The organism is Singulisphaera sp. GP187, assembly GCF_900129635.1.
In the GTDB taxonomy this organism is placed as follows: domain Bacteria; phylum Planctomycetota; class Planctomycetia; order Isosphaerales; family Isosphaeraceae; genus Singulisphaera.
The window spans coordinates 1,206,589-1,226,965 of the sequence record NZ_FSRB01000002.1; the positions used below are offsets into that span (position 1 = coordinate 1,206,589).

At 63.0% G+C, this 20,377-nt stretch carries 10 protein-coding genes and 4 tRNA genes; 2 read left to right on the forward strand and 12 right to left on the reverse strand.

All coding sequences use genetic code 11. From position 1 onward, the window contains the following. The first annotated feature begins 89 nt into the window (after nt 1-89). Entirely contained in the window at nt 90-398 is a 309-nt protein-coding gene (locus BUS42_RS29245; RefSeq protein ID WP_074312944.1) for a hypothetical protein, read from the forward strand. 236 nt (nt 399-634) lie between these two features. On the opposite strand, the gene BUS42_RS29250 is transcribed toward BUS42_RS29245, so the two are convergent. From BUS42_RS29250 to BUS42_RS43880, 3 genes are all read right to left on the reverse strand, one after another. Beyond that, on the reverse strand, nt 635-1,906 hold the full coding sequence (locus BUS42_RS29250) for a pyridoxal phosphate-dependent aminotransferase (protein ID WP_074312946.1): 1,272 nt from the start codon (nt 1,904-1,906) through the stop codon (nt 635-637). A gap of 603 nt (nt 1,907-2,509) precedes the next feature. Then, nucleotides 2,510-2,581: transfer RNA gene (locus BUS42_RS29255), tRNA-His, on the reverse strand. A 2-nt stretch (nt 2,582-2,583) separates the two neighbouring features. Beyond that, a tRNA-Ser gene (locus tag BUS42_RS43880) sits at nt 2,584-2,667 on the reverse strand. Nucleotides 2,668-3,209: 542 nt separating this feature from the next. On the opposite strand from BUS42_RS43880, the gene BUS42_RS29260 reads away from it, so the two are divergent. Continuing rightward, a complete protein-coding gene (locus tag BUS42_RS29260; RefSeq protein WP_074312948.1) occupies nt 3,210-4,298 on the forward strand; it encodes a bile acid:sodium symporter family protein in 1,089 nt (362 codons plus the stop codon). Nucleotides 4,299-4,526: 228 nt separating this feature from the next. Here BUS42_RS29260 and BUS42_RS29265 read toward each other — a convergent pair. From BUS42_RS29265 to BUS42_RS29300, 9 genes are all read right to left on the reverse strand, one after another. Continuing rightward, a tRNA-Leu gene (locus BUS42_RS29265) sits at nt 4,527-4,610 on the reverse strand. A gap of 44 nt (nt 4,611-4,654) precedes the next feature. After that, a tRNA-Leu gene (locus tag BUS42_RS29270) sits at nt 4,655-4,728 on the reverse strand. Nucleotides 4,729-5,494: 766 nt separating this feature from the next. Next, nucleotides 5,495-6,667, reverse strand: a complete 1,173-nt coding sequence (locus tag BUS42_RS29275) for a hypothetical protein (RefSeq protein ID WP_074312950.1) — start codon at nt 6,665-6,667, stop codon at nt 5,495-5,497. A 364-nt stretch (nt 6,668-7,031) separates the two neighbouring features. Then, on the reverse strand, nt 7,032-8,363 hold the full coding sequence (locus BUS42_RS29280; RefSeq protein WP_074312952.1) for a 4Fe-4S binding protein: 1,332 nt from the start codon (nt 8,361-8,363) through the stop codon (nt 7,032-7,034). Nucleotides 8,364-8,520: 157 nt separating this feature from the next. Further along, entirely contained in the window at nt 8,521-8,982 is a 462-nt protein-coding gene (locus BUS42_RS29285) for a MarR family winged helix-turn-helix transcriptional regulator (RefSeq protein ID WP_083670767.1), read from the reverse strand. A 209-nt stretch (nt 8,983-9,191) separates the two neighbouring features. Next, the gene (locus BUS42_RS29290; protein ID WP_159452310.1) at nt 9,192-13,721 is read right to left on the reverse strand and encodes a DUF4394 domain-containing protein; all 4,530 of its coding nucleotides are present in this window, start codon (nt 13,719-13,721) and stop codon (nt 9,192-9,194) included. A 1,132-nt stretch (nt 13,722-14,853) separates the two neighbouring features. Further along, a complete protein-coding gene (locus BUS42_RS46215; RefSeq protein ID WP_315850754.1) occupies nt 14,854-16,518 on the reverse strand; it encodes a c-type cytochrome in 1,665 nt (554 codons plus the stop codon). A 77-nt stretch (nt 16,519-16,595) separates the two neighbouring features. Continuing rightward, nucleotides 16,596-17,906, reverse strand: a complete 1,311-nt coding sequence (locus BUS42_RS45530) for a PVC-type heme-binding CxxCH protein (protein ID WP_254053865.1) — start codon at nt 17,904-17,906, stop codon at nt 16,596-16,598. A 932-nt stretch (nt 17,907-18,838) separates the two neighbouring features. Continuing rightward, nucleotides 18,839-20,149, reverse strand: coding sequence for a sulfatase family protein (locus BUS42_RS29300; protein ID WP_074312956.1), 1,311 nt, complete (start codon nt 20,147-20,149; stop codon nt 18,839-18,841). Nucleotides 20,150-20,377: the final 228 nt, after the last annotated feature.

A 20,377-nucleotide genomic window follows, 5' to 3' on the forward strand; every position in this document is an offset into this window, starting at 1 on the left:
TCAGCGTCGATTGAGGCTCCTTGGCGTGACGGGTCCGCCGCAATTTCTCACCAAATACTTGGGAATCCAGTCACTTGGGAGCGGTAACGATGAATCATCCGAAGTCGGATCGAAGGGAAAACGACGGGTTTTCGAACGCGGCCGTGTCTCAGGAGCAAGACCGAATCAACGGCAGACGCTCCCTCGAACGGATGGGACTCATCTCGTTCGAACGACTGCGGAGGAACCCTTACTGGGAACTCGACATCCTTGGCCTGATGCGTGGTCCTGAGCGGGAAGACCGGCTGATGAACCTGGCGGCGACCGACGATCGGGACGGCTCCGAAGGGAGTCGAGAACTCCCGTGGGCTGAGGAGAGCCCCCGCTCCGCCCCTGATCCCGAGCGATTGCTGCTCTGAGCCGCGGAATGTCTTGGCCGGGTGGAATCAAGGACGATCCCCCCCTCTGCCCGGCCAAGCAACGAACCGGAGGTTACTGTCAGGCAGGATCAAGGATGATCCCCCCCTCTGCCTGACGGATCGAGGTCTCGTAGGAAACGAAACGGCCGGGCAGAATCAGGAGGATCCCCCCCTCTGCCCGGCCGCTCGATGATGGGTTGCGAGGCTCAGCTCAGGGTGACGACCCCCGACCGCTCTCAGCGAGCGCGGAGCCGCCAGCGACGAAATCCACTCAAGACCGGAATTTCTTCGCGTGAACGGAGAAAGACGGACTCCGAAGCCATGACGTCGGCGAGGGTTTCGATCAAGAGATCGTTCTCGGCGGGGTTTCGCACGCAGAACCTGAGATGTCCTCGGGTGTGGTGCTCTTGCCCGGGGCCGGTCACGACCGAGCCAATCTCGAGCCCACGATAGTTGGAGCATTCCCGCACGAAGATGCCGCGACAGGCCAACGCATCCTGGAGCTGAGGCGAGGTCCAGGGCGTGTCGACCAGGCTGCAGACGACGAAGTTCGCCATCGGCGGCGCGAACGACGGGCGTTGCCGGCCCGGCCAGAGCGGACGGACGCCGGGCAAGTCCCAGAGCCGATCGGTGAGTCGGGCCGACTCGGTCCGGATCAGTTCCACGGTGCGTCGCAGGTAGTCACGATCGTCGACCGCCGCGATCGCCGCGACCTCGGCGGCCGTCGTGACGGTCCAGGGCTGTTGGCTCCGTCGGAGCATCGCCACGATGTCGGGCGAAGCCACGGCATAACCAATTCTCAGCCCAGGGAAGGCGTAGATCTTGGTCATCGACCGCAACACGATCAGGTTGTTGCGGGTGCTCGTTGCGCCGATCAGGGTCCGCTTCGCCTCATCGGGCAGAAACGGCAGGTAGGCCTCGTCGACGACCGTCATGAGCGACGGCGAACGATCGACCAGGTTGAGCAAGCGAGTGCGGTCCCAGGCGCGGCCGGACGGATTGTTGGGATGGCCGGTCCAGAAGACCCCTCGCTTCCCTTCCGGGAACGTTTCCTGGGCCCACCCGAGCACATGCTCGTCCCAGATCTTGGTGCGCATCCCGTTCTGGGCCGAGGTCCGGCGATACTCGCCGTAGCTCGGCTCGACCAGGTGCGCGGCCGGGGGTTTGGGAACGCCGAAGCTCCGCCTGCGACGGCCGGCGGTCTCGCGAACCATCTGACCAATCAGATTGATCAGCTCTGTCGTGCCCGCACCGACGATAATCTGGTCGGTCGGCACCCCGTGAAATTCGGCCAGTCGCTCCACGAGCCGGGGTGAGTTCGGCTCCGGATAGCGATCAATGGTCTCGGTGGCGGCTCGAACGGCGGAGACGGCCACGGGGGGCGGCCCCAGGGCGTTCAAAGGGGCGGAAAAATCCAAAAGCGGCCGGTTGCCCAGCTTGAGCCGCGCTCGGATATTCGCCTGGTTTCCGCCGTGTTGGATGGGGTTCTTCGCTCGGTGGTCTACCATGCGGTTCGGTCGATGAGGAACTTAGGAATAAAGAGGGTCCCCATACTTAAACGACGGCCTGTTGACAGCGGACCCGAGGTTGCCGGCGCCGGCCGAGTTCTTCCGTGGAATCACGGGTTTGTGCCGAAAGTGAAGGATTTCACGATCGGTTCGGAACCTGAGATTCCTCAGAAGAACGGTCGAATATAACCGCCCAGAGTTCCGTTGCAAGAGCCTGTACCCACGGATTGTTAAGCAAAGGGACACACCGCCTACATCAACCAACCATAAATCAAGCTTGAAATTCAGCCTGATCCGCCGCGCGGACGACCTCGAAAAATGGGCTCCGAACGCTGCAAAAAGTCGTCAGCCAACCGCCTGAGTCGACCCGAGATTACGGGAACCGCCCCACTCGAGGACGGCCTGATGGCTCTCAGACCGGCGGAAACCGACTGGAAGGGGATTTGTCTGTGCAGATCTGCAGTTTTTTGTCCGACGAACTGACCGTTTGTTCGCTTTCCCGTTTGGGGCAACGCGTTCACGGAAATGCGTTCCCGACCGTGCACCGACATCGGCCGGTTCAGCTGCTTATGCATCAACGAATTCCTGTTTGGTAATCACTGATGTGCCCGACCGGGTTCGAACCGGCACCGTCCGCCTCACAAGCGGGCATGCTTCCGTTGACACCACGGGCACAGCGGAAGGGGCGGGAGTCGAACCCGCAAGGCTCATCGCTCGCCCGCTTTCCAAGCGGGTCCCGTCGCCAATCGGGTCGCCCTTCCCCAAAAGTAATCGCACTTGCATTGCCAAAGTTGCTCCCCCTGGGACCGCGGGCGACCCGCCCGCAATTCCATTCAATTCAGTTTGAATTCAAGAGCGGGCGGGACGTTCCGCCCGCCTTCTTGTTTTGACTGGAATGGTCGTGTTCCAGGCATCCAAGTCCGGCTCCCGACGAGAGGGTCCATTGCCGGATTTCATCGAACTGCCCCGGCCAGGATTTCGACCCCGGAACTCCTCGGTCGAAGCGAGGGATGATCGTCCGTTTCACCATCGGGACTGATATGTAAGCGATTGAGCATGTTTAGGAAGCAATGGTGATCCCGTTTGATTCTGCAATGAAGAGAGATCCCCCACCCGCCTGAATGGTTCGCGGGGATTTGCGGGGCGTCGCGAAGGGTGAAGAGAATTTTAGGCTTCCTTCAGGTGTTGCTTAAGTCTGTTTTCTAAGATTCGTCCATGACGCGAGTGATTGCTCGCAACCGAGGGAGAAGGGGACGTCGGGTCCCGCTCTCCGCCAGAATGATTTTTTCAAGGATGCCAGACGATGTCCATGCATGGCGATCGAAGGCTAGTGACGGCACTGCACTGGTTTCATAAGCATTTTCTCTGGATCCTGATCGCGACGTACGCGGTTGCCGCATATGCGCCGGCGGCCGGGCTCATGATTCGCTCGGTCTCGTTCGGCACGATCCACCTGTTCGGCGGGTCGACGCATCTGACGTTGCCGGCGGTGATGCTTGGCCTGCTCCTGTTGAACGCCGGTCTCGGGGTGCGCACGTCCGAATTGAAACGGTTGCTCACGAACCCAGGGCCGCTGGTCTTTGGCCTGGCCGCCAATCTGCTCGTGCCGATCCTCTTCATCGCGTTGGTCTCGCTGTCGATGGACTTCTGGCATAACGCGGATGAGTTGCAGAGCATTCTCGTGGGACTGGCCTTGGTTGCCTCAATGCCGATCGCGGGGTCGTCATCGGCCTGGGCGCAAAACGCCGACGGGGACTTGGCGCTGAGCTTGGGCCTGGTCTTGATCTCCACGCTGGTGAGTCCGTTGACGACCCCGCTGTCGCTGCACGCGGCGGGCTTGATGACGCAGGGAGACTACGCCACAAGTCTTCACCAACTCGCCACGCATGGAACCGGAGCGTTCCTCATTGTCTGCGTCGTTTTCCCTTCGCTGCTTGGAATCCTCCTGCGGCAATTGCTGGGAGATCGGTTGACCGACCGCATGCGGCCTTGGCTGAAGCTCGCGAACTCGGCGAATCTGCTGGTCCTCTGCTACTCGAACGCCGCGATCTCGCTCCCTCAGGCGGTGGCCCAGCCCGACCTCGACTTCCTCGCCGCCATCCTCGCGATCACAGGCGGGCTCTGCATGTTCGCGTTCGGGTCCGGCTGGGGACTCGGCCATCTCCTCAGGCTGCAAGCGGGGGGACGCGCATCGCTGATGTACGGCCTGGGAATGAACAACAACGGCACCGGACTGGTGCTCGCCTCATTCGCATTCGCCGATCACCCGCGAATTCTGCTCCCGATCATCATGTACAACCTGGTCCAGCAGGTGGTCGCCGGCGGGTTCAACGCTTTGGCCGCCAACGCCCCGAAACTGGAACCGCGTGGGCTCGCCACGGCGGCAGGGTGAGGTCGACGATTCGCGAGTGGAACGGAAACAGGAGTCGATCCCACCGCTCCGAACGCGGGAACGACGGTCGAGCCCCGGCCCACTCACAAGTCCCAGGCCCCGGTATCGATCCGGGCGGCCAGCCTTATGGGAGCTGGCCAGGCGCCTGCCACGCCTGGGAGGATGGGCGTTCTGGTGGACGCCGATCGTCGCGGAAATTGATACATGATCTAATTTTTTAGATTTCAATGACCGAGGGGAGATTCGAACTCCCACGCCCGTTCAGGGTACGAGCCTCTCAGACTCGCGCGTCTGCCATTCCGCCACTCGGTCGAGAGGCTGAGCAACGAAGCGGTTCGATTCGCGTTGCCCGCCAGTGGCTCAGGAGGGATTCGAACCCTCAGCATCTCTCGGTCTAAACGAGAGTGGTCTGCCGATTGCCTACCGAGCCATCGATCATCAAAGTTGAGTTGTTGAAATGTATGAGTATGAAGATGATAATGAGAAGCTCGCCGAGCATGGAGACGTGGGGTCACAATGCTGTTCATCAGGTCTCAGCCAGAACGAGGGTAGTGAGTAGCTTCATGATTTGGATTCGCGTTAGGTTTGGGTTGCCGTTTCTGGCTTCACTCCCTTCAGACGCACTCCCCTGCCCTGATGTTCGCGCGAATCTCAAAAGAATCAACGACCCGCCATCGAGCTAAGAACCCCCCTCGTTCCCACGGTCCTCCGTGGGAATGCCGTCCCCGACGCTCTGCGTCGTCTGGCCTTCGAAAGCCGAGGACGCAGAGCGTCCCAGACTGCATTCCCACGGGGGACCGTGGGAACGAGTCGCGAGAGGCTTCCTAAGCCGTTGGTCTCGGTTTTCTTTGATTTTCTGATGCGTGACCTCGGGGATGCAAGGCCCACGGGGTGCCACGGGTTGTACTCAACCCGTGAGCAATTACCCAGGTTTTAGGCTCACGGGTTGAGTACAACCCGTGGCACCCAGGGCTTGCACATCATTCAATATTATGGATGACCATGTCCACCTGCTTAGCCCTGGATCGGGGCGTTGAAAAGAATCGGAGAGTGGCATCCAGAGGTTGGGAACCTTGGCCACACAGCCATAAGCTGTATCGATAGTACAATGCAAAATACGGAATTGCGGAGTGGGCGGAGAACCCGCTCTTTTTCGTGATCCGCTCGGTCCGCGCGAGTCGCGAGAAGTGACGGCCTCACGTTCCCAGTTTATGGGTGTCGAAACGTTTGATGAGGCTGGGTTTCTTCTTGTGGAGCTGGCGGAGGGCCTGGATTTTCGCGTCGACCTCGGCGGTGCGGCCCGTTCGCGCGGCCAGTTCACGGAGATCGGCGAGGAGGGTGACGGCCTGGTCGTACTCCTTGGCTTGCCCCGCCGCGATTCGATCGTCAACCTCCTGCCAGGCGGCCGACTCGCGGCCGGCCAGGTCGTCGAGGTGTTTCGTTCGGGCTTCGGTCCGTTCGCGTTCCTTGCGGGCGCGCTCCTTGGCTGCCTTCTCGGCCGCTGTCAGCCTCTTTGCTTCGACGATCTCGTCGCGGGCCGCGAGGAGCTGTCCGACCGTCCGCCGCGCTGCATCCGCGGCGGGTGCTGTCCCGGTTGGCCGGGTCGCGTCGCGGAACTGCCTCGCCAACTCCGCGCGGAGGATCAGGTCTCCTTCCTCGGTGAGGAAGCGGAGGAGATAGGCATCCTTGTCGGCTGCGGAAAGTTGCTTCACCCACCCGCGCATCACGTCGAGCGACGGCGCGGCGGGGGGCTCGCCCGCGCTGCCGCGTGCGGCGGCCTCGATCAACTCGTCATCGATCCAGAGGAAGCTGGCCAGCTCCTTGAGCGGCCCCGAGAGCTTCGCAAGGCCGGGCGGGACGGGGGGCTCGAGCTGCGCCTCCACTTCGGGATCCTCGTCGAGGACCAGAAATCGGAGCGAAGCGAGCCATCCCAGGTAGAGGGCCCGGAGGTCGCCGCGCATCAGGTCGCCCCGGAGCGCGATCAACGAGGCCATCCAGGGCTCACCCTCGGTCCATTCGTCTCTCGATTCGTCATCGGATGTGAAATCGACAATAATATGGTCACTTTTGGCTTTGAACGAGAGAGTCTCGTCGCTGCCGTATGGTGCGGCGGCCTTAATGTCGAGGAAGCCCTTGGGGAGGCGAAACATCAACTGGTGAGTGCCCCAGTTGGTCACGTAGACGAAAGCATCGAAGTAACGCTCCACCAGGGCCTCGGGATCGCCCCGGAAGTCACCGTAGTTGTATGTGTTCGTGAAGCTTGTCGCCGTGATTTCTGCTCGCGAAGAGATGGCACTCAGCTTGTCCATCTCTTTTTCACTGAGGGGCTGATCGATCGCGCGGAACTCGTAGTACTGATATTCGCTCATGCTCGGCCGAACCTCAATCGCTGGGATTGATTGGGGGTTGAATCCAGAGGGCATGACTGCAATTTAAGTCGTTCCCTCTGATCGGGGGAAGTAGGGGCTGGTGGCGATTTGCGAACGCAGCAACCAGGGACCGTGGATCGCCTTTAGGGTTTGGCCTCATCGGACGCGCAGAGAACACCTTCGCCCGCCGAGGTTGGTGGCGGGCGAGGTGCTCGAACGCCTTGCGGCCGCCAAGGAGCCCTTCTCGTGGGAATTCTTGCTTGAACTCAACCGGACCCTGGTTCGTTGAGCCGGACGTGCCGCTGGTTGGGCCTCGCGGCCCACCGACGCGACAGAGATGGGTCGTCAGCTCGGAGCGATGGGCTCAGGATGGGAAGCAGCGCCCGAAGGCGACCAACAAACGGGGAGACCCCTTCAGGCGGATCTTCCTGCGGATCAAGGCCCAGGCGAGGTTCCGCTCCTTCGCCAGGAAACCGAGCCAGGTCCGGCTGTCGGCGACGATGCGGAGGTCGGCGGCGCCGACGTGCCCCGGCTCGACCTGGATCGACTTGCCTCGGATGACGACCGTCGCCGCGGCGGGCTCCTCCCCGGTAAATTCGAAGTGATACGTGGCGTCCAGGCCCGCCGAGGCGTGCCGCTGGAAGGCGTGAGGGAGTACGGACAGGAAGGACCGGATCGACCTGAGCCGTCGGCCGCCGCCGACCCGCCTGGGCTTCTTGTGGGGGAACCGCTTCGAGACGTACGCCTCGGCGTCCGAGCCGCGGACGACGTAGACCGACTCCTCCTTCTCCCGCAACGGGTTGACGACCTCGTTCATGAAGCCCTTGCGGTCGGCCAGGAAGGGGCCGATCACGTCGTCGCCCGCGGGGCAGGCCGCCATGCAGTAGGCCGCCTTGTACTGGGGCCCGAACCCGAGGCTCTGCCACATCGAGACGGTCTCCGGGTCCTCGACCCGGCTGCGGTAGTCGCTTGCATTCTTGCTGTCTGCGACCTGCTCGACCCAGTCGGTGAATCCCCCGAGGAACTCCCGGTAGTTGTGCGTCAGGCAGGCCGTGAAGTCGAAGTGGCCGTCGGGGGCGATGGCGCCGACCGGGCACGCCGCCACGCAGAGCTTGCATTCCAGACACGGGTTGTAATCGATGGGCCGCGACTGCTCGGCAATCTCGGCGTCGATCAGGATCGTCGCCAGGAGGATGAAGTTGCCGAACTTCGGGTGGATGACGTTGCGGTGGATGCCCATTTGACCCAGGCCCGCCGCGACGGCGACAGGCTTGTGTGAGACGACCCAGACCTTATCGGGGAAACGGTCGATCTCCATCGGGAAGCCCATCGACGGGTTCACCGCCCGGACCCCCTCGGCCTCCAGGACGGAGACGATCTTGCTGGCGACTTCGTTGGTATGGTCCCCGACGTGGTGGAATTCCAAGTTGGCGACCGACCGGGCCGGGCTGCGGATCGGTTCCCGGTTCATCCGGCAGACGAGGCTGATCAGCCCCTTCGTCCACGGGTAGAGGCCGAGGATCTCGGCCCGCTGGTCGTCGAGGTCGTGCCGGTCGATGGCCACGAAGCCGACGTCATCGGCCCCCGCGTCCAGGCAAATCCGCCGCAACCTCTCGAACTCGATTCGACTCGGACGAGGGTGAGGCTCGGATTGTCGAAAGCGGACTACGCTGGGATGGTCATCAAGCTTGGTCATGGTGCTTTCCTCGTCCTGGATCTTGCCGGCCCGTTCCCATGCCCGACCTAGGCGTTCGATCGGGCCGGAGCGCGACGTCGATCTCAATGTCCCCGGAGCCGGCAATGGAGCCGACACTATGTTGTATATGCAACAATATGGCCAAAACGAGAGACGCTCAAGGTTCGGTGGCTCCCTCGCTCCAGAGCCGATCGACGGCCTGCCCGAGGGCGGCGGTCGCCTCGCCCCCCAGCATCGCCACGGCCCGCTCCTGGGCCTGCCGCCAGGCGGGGACGACCGCTTCGAGGAGGGCTCGTCCCTCGGCGGAGATCCTCAACGGGCGGGCTCGCTTGTCGCCCGACCCGTCCACCTCCAGCCAGCCGTTCCGCCTCATCAGCTCGACGTCCCGACTGAGGGTGGACTTGTCCATCCTGAGAAAGCGGCAGAGGTCACCCGGCCTGGCGGTCCCCATCCGGGCGACGGCGACCAGAAGGTTCAGTTGGCCGACTCTCAGCCCGTGGGGCCGCAGGGCCTCATCGTACAGCGCGGTGACGACACGGTTGAGCGTCCGCACCCGGACGCCCAGGCACTCGCCCGCGATGAGTTCGGCGGCCGGCATGTTGTCCTTCGTCCCCGCCATTTGGATTCTCCATCTCCAAAATGATTGTATATGCAACGTTCCGGAAAGTCAATCGACACGTTGAGGCCACTTCGGGAAACAAGAGGCCCATTCCAGGACAGAGTGGTAGCGGTGCGAGATCTGGGGCAGAAGACGCACGCGCAAGGGGACGGGCTCCGAAGGTTGTTGGTCTTGATCCATTGACAGCCGGATCGCCTGGTCCGCAGGGCTTAACCCGACTTTCTGTTCCGAGGATTGTAGGACACCGCTTTCAGCCCCTGTTTCGGGCCGGTGGGATGGGCCTGACCGGGCTTCTTGACGGCGTTCCCGGACTGGAACCGGTTGGTCCCGGCTCCGAGGACGAATCGCTGGCCGGGTCGGCCCGGCGGGGTGAGTGGCGACGCTGAGCCGTTCTGGATCGGAATGGGGGCCGAGACGACGCGGTGGATCGAGTCGACCTGGGCCACGAAGTCGCCGCCGGGCCGGTTGTTGCCCGAGGGGAAGAAGCCGTAGAAGTCGCCGTCCAGGCCGTTGCCGGCGACGTCCTGGATGCCCCCGGAGAGAACCGTGAAGGTGAACTTGCCCCCTCGGATCTGGCGGCCACGGTTGAGCGTCAGAGTGACCGATTGAGCGGCCGTGGGGTTGTTCGATGCCGTCGTGCTGGCGTTCGTGATCAGGATCGGCGTGTTGCGACGCGCCCCGACGAGGACCAGTCCGGCGAAGCGATAGTTGGCCCCGTCCACCAGGCCGAACTGGTCGAGACCGCTTCGGTCGTCCTGAAACGCAACCCCGATCCGCCCGCTCAGGCGGTCGAGGATCAGGTCGGTTACCTTGGGCCCGACGGTATCGATGATCAACCGGTTCATGATGAGTGCGCTCGTGGTCACCCCCGCGCGGCTCGTGGCTTCGGCGGCGATGGACGAGTAGGTGCCGTCCGCAAGGGGTTGGAGCACGGTCGCTTCCCACACTCCGGCGGCGTTGGTGACGGCGGAAGCGATGTAAAGCCGGGTGGCCGGATCCCCGGTGCCGACAGAGACCCGCACGACTGAGCCGGGTTGGCCCGTGCCGACGAACGTGGGTGTGTTGTCCCTGGTGATTCCGTCCGTATTGGAAATCCCGGTGTCGCTCGCCAGTTGGAGTTGCCCGAACAGCGGGACGGGCCGGTCGGTCTCGGCGATGACGGCCGTCCCGTTCGCGACGGTCGCGCTCCCGCCGATGCTTGCGATCGTCGTCGTGACGGCGTAGACACCTGGTAAGAAATAGGTATGCGTTCCCATCACCCGGAAGGTCAGACCGTTGGGGAGCGACCCGACGACGGAGATCGTCCCGACCGAGGGGACGCTGCCGTCGCCCCAGTTGATCATGGTGAGGAAGTCGCCCGGCGTGGCGTCGGGATCGGTGGTCGTGAAGCTGGCGACGAGCGAGGTGACCGCCGTCCCCGCGGGACCGGAAACGGTGGCGCCGACTGCGACGATCGGCGCGTCGGCCACCGTGACCGGTGAGGTCGTGTTGACCGGCGGCGCCGAGGAGATGGTTGTAATCGTCACGCCGCCCACGGTCGTGGTGGTGGTGGTGCCCCGGTCGGCAATTGTCGTGGTGACGAAGAGGCTGCCCTGTTCGCGGTAGAGGTGCGTCCCCGTGACGTAGAAGAGGCTCGGATTGCTCGCGTCCTGGGTCACGATCCCCGATGAGGAGGTGCCGTCGCCCCAGGCGATCGTGGTGACGTAGTCGGCTGCCTTGGCTCCAAAATCGGCGTCCGTGAACCGGGCGACGATCACGTCGACGACCTGCGTCCCCTCGATCGCGTTGATTGGCAAGGGGGGGAGAACCGGGACCACCGGATTGGTCCCTGTGTTCGTGATCTGGATCGCCTCGAAGTTGATGAAGTTTACGACCTGGCCGTTGAAGGTCAGGCTCGTCGGGGTCACGGTGTAAGGCTGATTCTGGGCGTCGAACCTTAGCGTGTCGGTTCCCGGGCCACCGTCCAGGAAGGTGGTGCCCCCCGCGCCGAGGCTGGAAGCCGAGAGGCTCACGAGATCGTCTTCCGACCCCGTGTTGACGACGGTCGCGACTCCGGGAGGGGTCGCGACGAGAGTCACCAGGTCGGCACCCCCGTTGGTATTGATCGTCAGGCCGGTCAGCCCCGTGGCCGCGACCGGGTTGTTCACGACAACCGTGTCGTTGCCCAGTGACGTATTGAGAATTGCGTTGGTCTTATTGGCGAAGTTGATCAGCTCGAAGGCGGGGGGAAGCACTGCGCTGTGGATCTGCGTCGTCGCGAACCCGCCGATCGTCGGCCCGTTGACCACGTTGATCGACTGCGGGCCGGCTGGGGCGTTGAACGTGAAAGAAGCCGCCGGGACCGTATCATCGATCGGTTCCAGGCCGGCGAAGCTGATCGTCGAGCCATCGAGATTGATCAGGCCGGTGGTCGGGTTCAGGGCGGTGTAACTTTCGTTGGTCGCGGTGAACGTCCCGGCCGAGCGCTGAAGCACCAGCCGGTCGTTTCCCAGGCCGCCATCGAATTGGATCCCGTTGGCCGGGATCGGATTGCCGCCGGCAAACTCGATGGTGGTCGTATCGTCACCATCAAGCGTGTTGAATTCCAGATGCTCAATGGTGCCGATGTCGAGGTTGAACAGGCCGAGGTTAGTGCGATCGAACCGGAGCCGAGTGCTATCGTTGGGATTCACCTGGAGGAGGAACTGATCGCCTTCGGTGGGCGAGCCGTTCACCCGCACCGTGTCGACCCCCGCGCCTCCATCAATGACGTCGCTGCCGTCGCCGTTGTTCCAGATGAACAGGTCATTGTCGCCGTCGCCAAAGAGCTGGTCGTTCCCTGGGCCGCCGACGATCGTGTCGGCCCCTGCTCCGCCGTGGATGACGTTGGCGTTGCTGTTGCCGATTAGCGAATCCGCGGCCGATCCGCCGATGATGTTGTCAAAGCCACGCACCCCTGCCGTTCCGGTGGCCGGATTGACGGTCCCGAGCATGAACAACTGACCGCGGATCTCACCGCTCGGCTGGTTTGGTAGCGTGGGGAGATTCACAGAGATGCGCCCGGCGAACAATTCGGCGATCAGAGCCGGGGTCAACGCCTGCGAATCCGTTGACAGCCAGGTCCCGGCGAGCAGGCCCGCGGGAACGGTCGACCCATTCAGCTCGCTCCCCGCAATGTCCCGGACGATCGGTCCGTTGACGCCGACGGCCTGGTTGTGGAAGTGAGCCCCACTGAGCGACGTTCCCTCGAGCTTGCGGTAGGCGATCGCGAACGCAAGCTCGGTCTGGGCCGCGTTGAGCTGGAAGACACCGTAGCCGCTGGCCTGTGACGGTGAAACGGGCCCCGGTTCCTGGACGCCGCTCAGGAGGGCGGCGAACAAGGTCGAGGTCGAGCCGGGCGCCAGGTCGACCTCGACGGTGGCGGTGTAGGCCGAGTAGTCCAGCGTGTTCGTGCCCGAGCCGCCGTCGAGGAAGCCGCCCGAGAGCGTGGCGGCATCGGAGAAGCGGATCGTGTCGTCGCCGCCCCCTGCGTTCACGCTGGTTGCGATCAAGGTTCCGAGAATATTGAATTGGTCGCTGCCATTGCCGGCGTTGACGGTGAGGCTCTCCAGGTCGGTGAAAACCACCGGGCCGCCGATTCCCACCACGCTCCCCGGCGCAATCGCGACCGTGCGCCCGGTCGCGTCGATCGTATCGTCGAGGATCGCCCGATTGTTTCCCCCTTCGCCGTTAAGGACGAACGAGGCGGCCAGCAGACTGGCCGGGCTGTTGGCGGTGCCCACGTTGAACGTATCGTCACCACCGCCGGCGTTGACGATCAGGCTCACGGCCGGATCTGATGCGCTCAGGGGCTGGTCGCCGGGGGTGGTTGAGTCGAAGTCGAAGTCGCTGTTGAATCCGCTGTCACCCAAGCTGAAGCGGTTGTGCCGGAGCAGGCCGCCGGCTTGATCGAACGTGATTGTCTCGGCGGCGGCGGTCCCCGTGAACGTGGCCGTCTTGCCCACGAGCGTGGCCGTGAAACCTTGCGGCGCAATCGCCAGGCCGCGAACCGTGGCGCCACCGCCGATCGCACCGATGAGCGAGGCGCTGCCGGTCGCTAGGTTGATCTGATAGAGCCCGGGAACACCCGCCACGACCAGGGCGGCATAACCGGTTTGAGTCCCGCTCGTCGTGGTGATGTCGAAGCCGAGGATCGCGTCCGCATCGACGCCCAGTGCGCCGACGGTGATGAGCGCACCGGCGTTCGGCGGGTTCTGGATCGCCAAGATGTCGAGGCTCGAGTCGATGGCGTAGAGCGTCGTCGTCGTGGCGAACGGGAAATTGTTCGAGTAGGCCGAGCCGACGATCTTCGGTGCCGTGCCGAAGTTCGGATCGCCCGCGGCATAGGCCAAGGCGCTATCGGTCGCTGCCACGGTGCCGGTATCGGCGCTGAGCCGCAGATTCTGCCCTGCGTTGCTCGTGACCCTGACGCGGTCGGGAACCGGATTGAAGTCGAAGCCGAAATCCGTGCCGTTCAAAGAAGGGGAGAACGGCGCGGAGCCAACCGCGGTCGCCGCGCCCGTGACCTGGTTGATCGCATAGATCCGGCTGCTGCTTCCCAAGCCGTAGAGGCCGCCGTTGACCGGGCGGAAATCAATGCCGAGCACCGTCTCGCCCGACTGGAGACCCGTGATCGGGATCGAACTGGTGATCGTCCCTGGCGTGGCCGTATCAAACCGGATCAGCGCGTCCCCCGTGGTCACGCCAAACGCGGTCGCCATCAGCGTGCGGTCTTCGCACGCTTCGAGGTTTCCGAGCACCCATCGACGTCGGGCCGAGTTCCGATCACGTGCATCGATTCCACGGCCTGCATTTCGCTTACCGCGCAACAGGGAGGACATGTTGCACCTTCAAGATGAGGGAGGACCGGACTGAGTCCACGACGGTGGCGACTTCGCCAGCACGCATCCCGTGGAGATCTTCGCAATGATCCCAATGAATCATGCGCAAAACATGCGGGTCAATCTTTGCGCGATCATGCGGACTCATGCTACAGGGGCGCGGAGGCGCGAATCTAGGTGGTTTTGGTAAAATTTGCCAAAATCGGTGTCCGAGGCAGGTGGCGGCGTGATCTTGGCCGGGATCTTGTACTTACGGTTGACGCGTCCGGAGCTCGTCACAGGCGAGCGATCGAAAGTTCGGTCAGAAACTGTCCCGCTCTGATCGATATTTGGCCGGCCCTGGAGAAGGGGCACTTCCTCCCGATCGCTGGAAGTTGGTTTCGGATCACCACATTCGTTGAAGTCATCTCGTCGGAACGCCGTTCGCATAAGGCCGGTCCATCGATCGGCTGATTGCGGCTTGGGGTCTGTGGTGAGTCGGCCGTTGTGATCGGAACTAGTGATGTGGTGTGGTCACAATCACAGAAGGTTGTTGATATAAGAATGTTTGTATTTATTAATGCGTGTTTTTTTGTGTCGTGAGTTTGGTGGAGGCGAGCGTTTGAAGTGTTTAGTTTTTTATAAATTTTGATTATTTGTGGCTATTGTTGCTGGCTGTTTTCTTTTCGAGGCATCTCCGGCCCTCATGGAGCAGCCGTTCAAGGGTTGGGACGCCTGGCCTCAATGGGTTGTTTTCTGGAATTTGTGATTATAAACGAGATTGTAGCAAGGATACCGGGATCTCGTTCCCACGCTCTGCGTGGGAACGAGTTACTTCCGCGAATTTCGGCTTCCGGGGCAGAGAGACGGCCTGGTTTCCTTGCGACAGCATCTTATGAACTCGTGTTTTGCTTGATGCCACGGGTTGGAGTCAACCCGTGGCATCAAGGAGCGGCATGTCGGTCCAAGGAAGATCATGGCCCGCTGATTCGGCTGCCCATCGGGCAAGCCGGTCAACGAATGGGAGACCAACTCACTGGCCGGTTTGCCCCTGGGCGGGGCGTGGGCGATTGGCCGGGGCGCCGGGGAGTCGCTTGGCGGCCGGGTCGGACGGCGGTTTGTCGAGGGCGAGGAAGGAGAAGAGGTCGGCAAGCTCTTGGGTGGTCAGTTGCTTTTCGATGTCTTCGGGCATGAGGGAGAGCTCGCTGACTTTTTTCTCTTCGACCTCGTCACGGGTGATCGTCTCCTGTTTGCCGCCTTGGATTTTGAGGATGACCCGTTGCGGGTTGTCCTCGACAACCAGGCCGGTCAGCACGCGACCGTCGGTGGTGGCGATCATGGTCGCCTGGTAGGCGGGGCCGATCACGAGGCTGGGGTCGAGGACGTTCGAGAGGAGTTGCTCGAAATCCGAGCGGCCGATGCCGGTGATGTCGGGACCGACCTCCTGCCCTTCGCCGTAGATCTTGTGGCACTGGGCGCAAAGCTTTTTGAAGACCTGCTGGCCGGCGAACGGATCGCCCGGGTTGTTCCGGAGCAGGTTACGCGCTTGTGCGATCACCTGCTCTCGCCCCGGGTTGCGTTGTTCGCGCACGCTTCCCCAGTGGGCTTTGACGAGCTGGGTCAGCTCCGGGTCTTTGCTCTTGGAGAGGCGGCGAATCTGGTTGACGTTCAAGACGGAGGGGGAGAGAGTCTTGGCGGCAACCGCCTGGACCAGCGGCTTGCTCCAGGCGGTGCGCTGGGTCAGGAGCTCAATGGCCTTCGGTTGGAGCTCGGGCTCCATCTTCGGGTATGCGGCCAGCACCAGGGACGCGACTTGGGGTTGGTCCACCCGGCCCAACGTCGCAAGGATCCGGCCCCGGAAGTCGGCCGAGCTCTTGCTGGGATCGGCAAGTGCCTCGGCGACGGCGTCGAGCACCGAGCCGTCGCGTGCGACGATGAGGGCGGTGAGCGCCTGCAGCCGTCGCGTCTCAGACTGTTGCGACGAAGCGAATCCACGTCGAGCCGTCTTGAGCCCTTCCGGATCTTTCCAGGAGGCGGCCAGTAGCGCGGCGTCGAGCGCGATCGGTGAGTCGGGCTGATCTGCCAGACTGGTTTGCAGGATCGGCCCCAGCCCCGCTTTCAACGCCTCGAGTCGAGGACCGGCGATCTCGCCGTCCTGAATCCTGGTGGCCAGGGCGGCCAGCCCTTTGCCGGCTGCGTCGTGGTCGGCGTTTCGTCCCGCCGTCAACATCGCGATCAAGCCGACGATCGGGCCGGCATCATGGTTGCGCCGGCCGAGGATCCGGTCGATGACGCGCGGCATGAGCCCGATCAAGTTCGGTGAGCGCTTGAGCTCGATCTTGCGGACCTGGGCGACGAAGTCGTCCCCCTGCTCTTCCAGGAGCGGATGGAGGTTTTGCCAGACGATGTGCGGGATCAGCACGTCGTCGCCGCACCGCGAGAGCACTTCGAGGAGGATGGGCATCGGCTCCACACCGGCGAGCTTTCGTGCGGCGATCGCGACTTGGACCAGCACGTCGCGATCGGGATCGGCGGTCAAGGAAACGACTTTCTCCCGGACCGTGGCGTCGACCTGGCGGAAGTTGCCCGCCGCGCGAACGCCCCAGGCCCGGAGCCCACCATCGGCGAGTTCGAGGACCTGCCGGTGGAAGCCGGGCTCAAGGGCCCCGGTGCCGACCAGTGACCAGAGCGCGTGCATCCGCGTTTTGCGAGGCAGCTTTTCGTCGAGCACGAGCGTCTGCAACGCCGGTTGAGCCGTCGGATGGGCCCGCTCGATCAGGATTCGCTGGGCGATGTCGCGGTAGTAGACGTTCGGGCTCTTGAGCCGTTCGATGAGCTGAGCGTCGGTCTCCTGGGCCAGGTCGATCCGAGGAGCACGCGGGTTGTTTTCGTAGCGGACGCGATAGAGCCGTCCTTTGAGGCGATCGATCCCGTCGGGGTCGCGGCGGGCGTCCTGGTAGCAGTGATAGCGATCGTACCAGTCGAGGATGTAGAGGCAGCCGTCGGGCCCGGTCTTCTGGGAGACGGGCATGAACCAGGCGTCGTTGGCGGAGAGAAAGTCGGGGGCACTCTTCGCGCGATAGGTGGCTCCATTGCGTTCCAGGGTATCGACATTGATGCCGTTCGCGTGGATGTTCCCCATGTAGAGCCGTTCGCGGAACTGGGCGGGGTAGGCGTCGCTGTCGAAGAAGTGGATGCCGCAATACGCGGCCTTTTGATGCTTGTAGTCAACGATCGAGCCGAGCTTCCAGGTGAACGGGGGATATTCCCCCCTTGGCGGTGGTAATACCCGGTCTCGGTCAGGTGCCAGAGGTGGTCGATCACGCAGGCGCTTGCGAATGCACTTCCGTCGAGATTCCAGGCGATGCCCCAGGGGTTGCTCGTCCCTTCGCAGAAGACCTCGAAGTCGCGTGTCTTGGGATGGATCCGGAAGATAGCGCAGGTGAATTTGTATTCTTTGCCGCGATGCTTGATGTGGCTCTGGTTGAAGACGCCGTTCCAGCCGTAGAGCCAGCCGTCGGGGCCCCAGGTCAAGGAGTTCGGCAGTTCGTGGGTGTCGTCGCGGCCGAATCCCGAGACGACGACCTCGCGGGTGTCGGCCTTGCCGTCGCCGTCCGTGTCCTTGAGGAAGAGGATGTCGGGGGCGTTCGCCACCCAGACGCCGCCGTGTCCCACGGCGATGCCCGAGGGAATGTTCAGGCCTTCCGCGAACAGGGTGAACGAGTCGGCCTTGCCGTCACCGTCCTTGTCTTCGATCACCTTGACCCGGTCCCGCCCGACCCCGGGAGAACTTCGCGGGTACTCGAGGCTCTCGGTGATCCAGATCCGGCCCCGCTCGTCGAACGTCATGGCGACCGGGTTCACGATGTCGGGTTCGCTGGCCACGAGCTCGACCTTGAAGCCGTCGGGAACGGTCATCTTCGCAATCGCGTCAGTGGGCGAGAGCGCCGGGCCGGGCGGCTGGTCCTGGGCGTGGGGAATCACCTCCTGGGCCGTCACCTGCGCAGGCGACGAGAGACCGCCGCAGAGGAGCAATGCGGTCAGGAACCGAAAACGGACGCGATACCGATGCCTCAACGTCTCCATGCCTCGTAACTCCATCACTCGGGAACCTGTCCGGTCGGGGTGGCTGGGCGTTTCTTGTGCGAATGGTCCGGGGGGTTGCACCGAAGTTGCAACGCGACCCGACTGGTCTGTTTCCTGATTCATTGAACTGGGATCCCAAGAAATAAGGTCAGGGGGGCTGTGCCTGGCGGAGTGATCGAGGAAGTTCGGCTGTCGTCCGTCCGCCGGCCCGCTCATCATAAGGGGATCCGCGGCCGACTCAACGGAGTTTGCATTCCGCTCGAGTCGACGATCCAAGCCGGCCACGATCAGGCACCGTCGCACGGCGATGTCGGATCGGTTCCACCGTGAGCGGATCCCATCGCCTTGCCAACTCTCCAGCCCTCCGGGCTTGAGGAGCACGTGACGATCCAAGGCGGCTGCCGTCTCGATGGTGAGCGCAACATGAGGCCGGCGTGTCATGCCGGCCCTCCCACCTCTCGTGTCTGGTTTGATCGCCATCCAGGTTCTCATCGCGGGCCACCACGGGGCAAGTAAATTCCCGCCTTGAGCTCGAACAAATTCAAGCGAAAGTCCAGGCTTTCAAGCCGGGTGTCTCGATCGAAACCCATTGGTCTTGCGAAGGGAGAGGCAGGTGTGCCGCCGAGGTCGCCCCAGCCTCGGCGGTTCGTTCTCGCGTGGTCGCCCTCATGTTGGGAGAGAATGCTGGTTTGTGAATATTCATTGTGGATTTGCTTGCGTGTTCATGCAAGAATATAGAAAAAATGCCGGAATCTCGTTCCCACGCTCTGCGTGGGAATGCCGTCTGCGACGCTCCGCGTCGTCTTCCCCGGCGGGTGGGGCCGCAGAGCGGCCAGAACGGCATTTTCTCGCCGAGCATGGGAACGAGTTTCTCCCGAAAATTGTGGCCTCCGGGGCAGACGGACGGCCCGGTTTCTTTGCGACAGACTCGTTCATTCGAGTGAATATTTCTTGTCCTCCGGAACGTAGAGCTGTTCCAGTTCCATCTTCATTTCCTGGACCAACTCCGGCTGATCCATGGATCGATCACGCGTCTCGCCCGCATCCTCGACCACGTGATAGAGCGCAAACCGTTCGCGTTTGGCATCGGCCAGCAGCTTCCAGGGGCCGCGCCGCATCGATACCCTCCACGGCCCGTCTTCGGCGTAGTCGAACTGCCAGTGGAGTGGCCTCGGGCGGTCGACCGACTTGCCGTCCAGCAGGGGTAAGATGTTCACACCGTCCAAGGTTCGGTCGGCCGGAGGGGCCACGCCGGCCAGAGCGCAGAGGGAAGGCATCAGGTCGGTAAAACCGATCGGCTCCGCGCACTCGGTCCCCGGCTTGACCCGAGCGGGCCAACGCACGATCGCGGGCACGCGATAACCGCCTTCGTACATCGACAGCTTCATTCCGCGAAACGGCCCGGCCGAACCGTGCGAATGGATCGCGTTCGGATAGCCAAGCAAGGCTTGCGGACCGTTGTCGCTGGTGAAGAGGACTAACGTCTTGTCGCGGAGTCCGCGCGTGTCCAGGGCCTCGAGCAGGCGGCCGACCTCGTGATCGATCAGGCTGACACTGCCGTAGTAGTCACGCATCGTCTGATCTTTCAAATCGGAATACATCGCCCTGTATGACTCGGGCGCGGCGACCTGCTCGTGCGGGGCATGGAACGTGACGAAGACGGCGAACGCCTTTTCGCCGGCGTCAGCGATGAACTTCAGGGCTTCGTCCACAACCAGCGTGCTGGCGTGCCCCTTGAGCGGCGCGACCCGCTTGCCGTTGCGAACGAAGTTGGGCGGGTTTTGGTGGGCGGTATTGTTCTGGGTGGCAAACCAGTGGTCGAACCCGAAGTCGCCCGGAGTGGGCTCACTCCCGTTAAACCGGCTGTTCAAGTGCCATTTTCCCGACAGGCAGGTCGTGTAGCCTGCGCTCTTGAGCCGCTGGGCAATGGTAATCTCGGTACGCGGCAAGTGAACGCCGGAGTCTCCGCGGATCCAGTCGCGAACACCGACTCGGTTGGGGTTGCGCCCGGTGAACAGGGCCGCCCGAGACGGGGAACAGATCGGAGCCCCCGAATAGAATGAGGTGAGGCGAACTCCCTCTCCAGCCATTCGATCGAGATTCGGCGTCTTGATCCGCGAGTGCCCAAAGCAGCCCAGGTCGCCGTAGCCGAGGTCGTCGGCAACGAGCACCACGATGTTGGGCTTCGCGGTGTCGGCGGTCGCAAGACAAGAGAGAATGATGGCGAGCGTGGTCGAAAGCATTCAAGCGGTCTCCCTGGCAACGGAGCGGGAAGCCTCCTACTCTACGAGATCATTCGATAGGTGCAAGAGCCTCGCATGTGCTGACTTGTGCGAGCATGACGTCCGGAGCCGTGCGCTCATCCGCCTCGGCCCGGCAGCGGCGGCATCGAAGCCAGGCGAGATCCGGCTTGGAGTTGTCGCAACCCGCCCGATCGCGGCTTCCCGCCGGTCTCCCCGCGCGGATCCTCC

Bases quoted from the DNA above. Each gene is read 5' to 3' on its own strand.
- BUS42_RS29245 (WP_074312944.1), top strand. From the start codon at position 90: ATGAATCATCCGAAGTCGGATCGAAGGGAAAACGACGGGTTTTCGAAC.
- BUS42_RS29250 (WP_074312946.1), bottom strand. From the start codon at position 1,906: ATGGTAGACCACCGAGCGAAGAACCCCATCCAACACGGCGGAAACCAG.
- BUS42_RS29260 (WP_074312948.1), top strand. From the start codon at position 3,210: ATGTCCATGCATGGCGATCGAAGGCTAGTGACGGCACTGCACTGGTTT.
- BUS42_RS29275 (WP_074312950.1), bottom strand. From the start codon at position 6,667: ATGAGCGAATATCAGTACTACGAGTTCCGCGCGATCGATCAGCCCCTC.
- BUS42_RS29280 (WP_074312952.1), bottom strand. From the start codon at position 8,363: ATGACCAAGCTTGATGACCATCCCAGCGTAGTCCGCTTTCGACAATCC.
- BUS42_RS29285 (WP_083670767.1), bottom strand. From the start codon at position 8,982: ATGGCGGGGACGAAGGACAACATGCCGGCCGCCGAACTCATCGCGGGC.
- BUS42_RS29290 (WP_159452310.1), bottom strand. From the start codon at position 13,721: ATGGCGACCGCGTTTGGCGTGACCACGGGGGACGCGCTGATCCGGTTT.
- BUS42_RS46215 (WP_315850754.1), bottom strand. From the start codon at position 16,518: ATGCACGCGCTCTGGTCACTGGTCGGCACCGGGGCCCTTGAGCCCGGC.
- BUS42_RS45530 (WP_254053865.1), bottom strand. From the start codon at position 17,906: ATGGAGACGTTGAGGCATCGGTATCGCGTCCGTTTTCGGTTCCTGACC.
- BUS42_RS29300 (WP_074312956.1), bottom strand. From the start codon at position 20,149: ATGCTTTCGACCACGCTCGCCATCATTCTCTCTTGTCTTGCGACCGCC.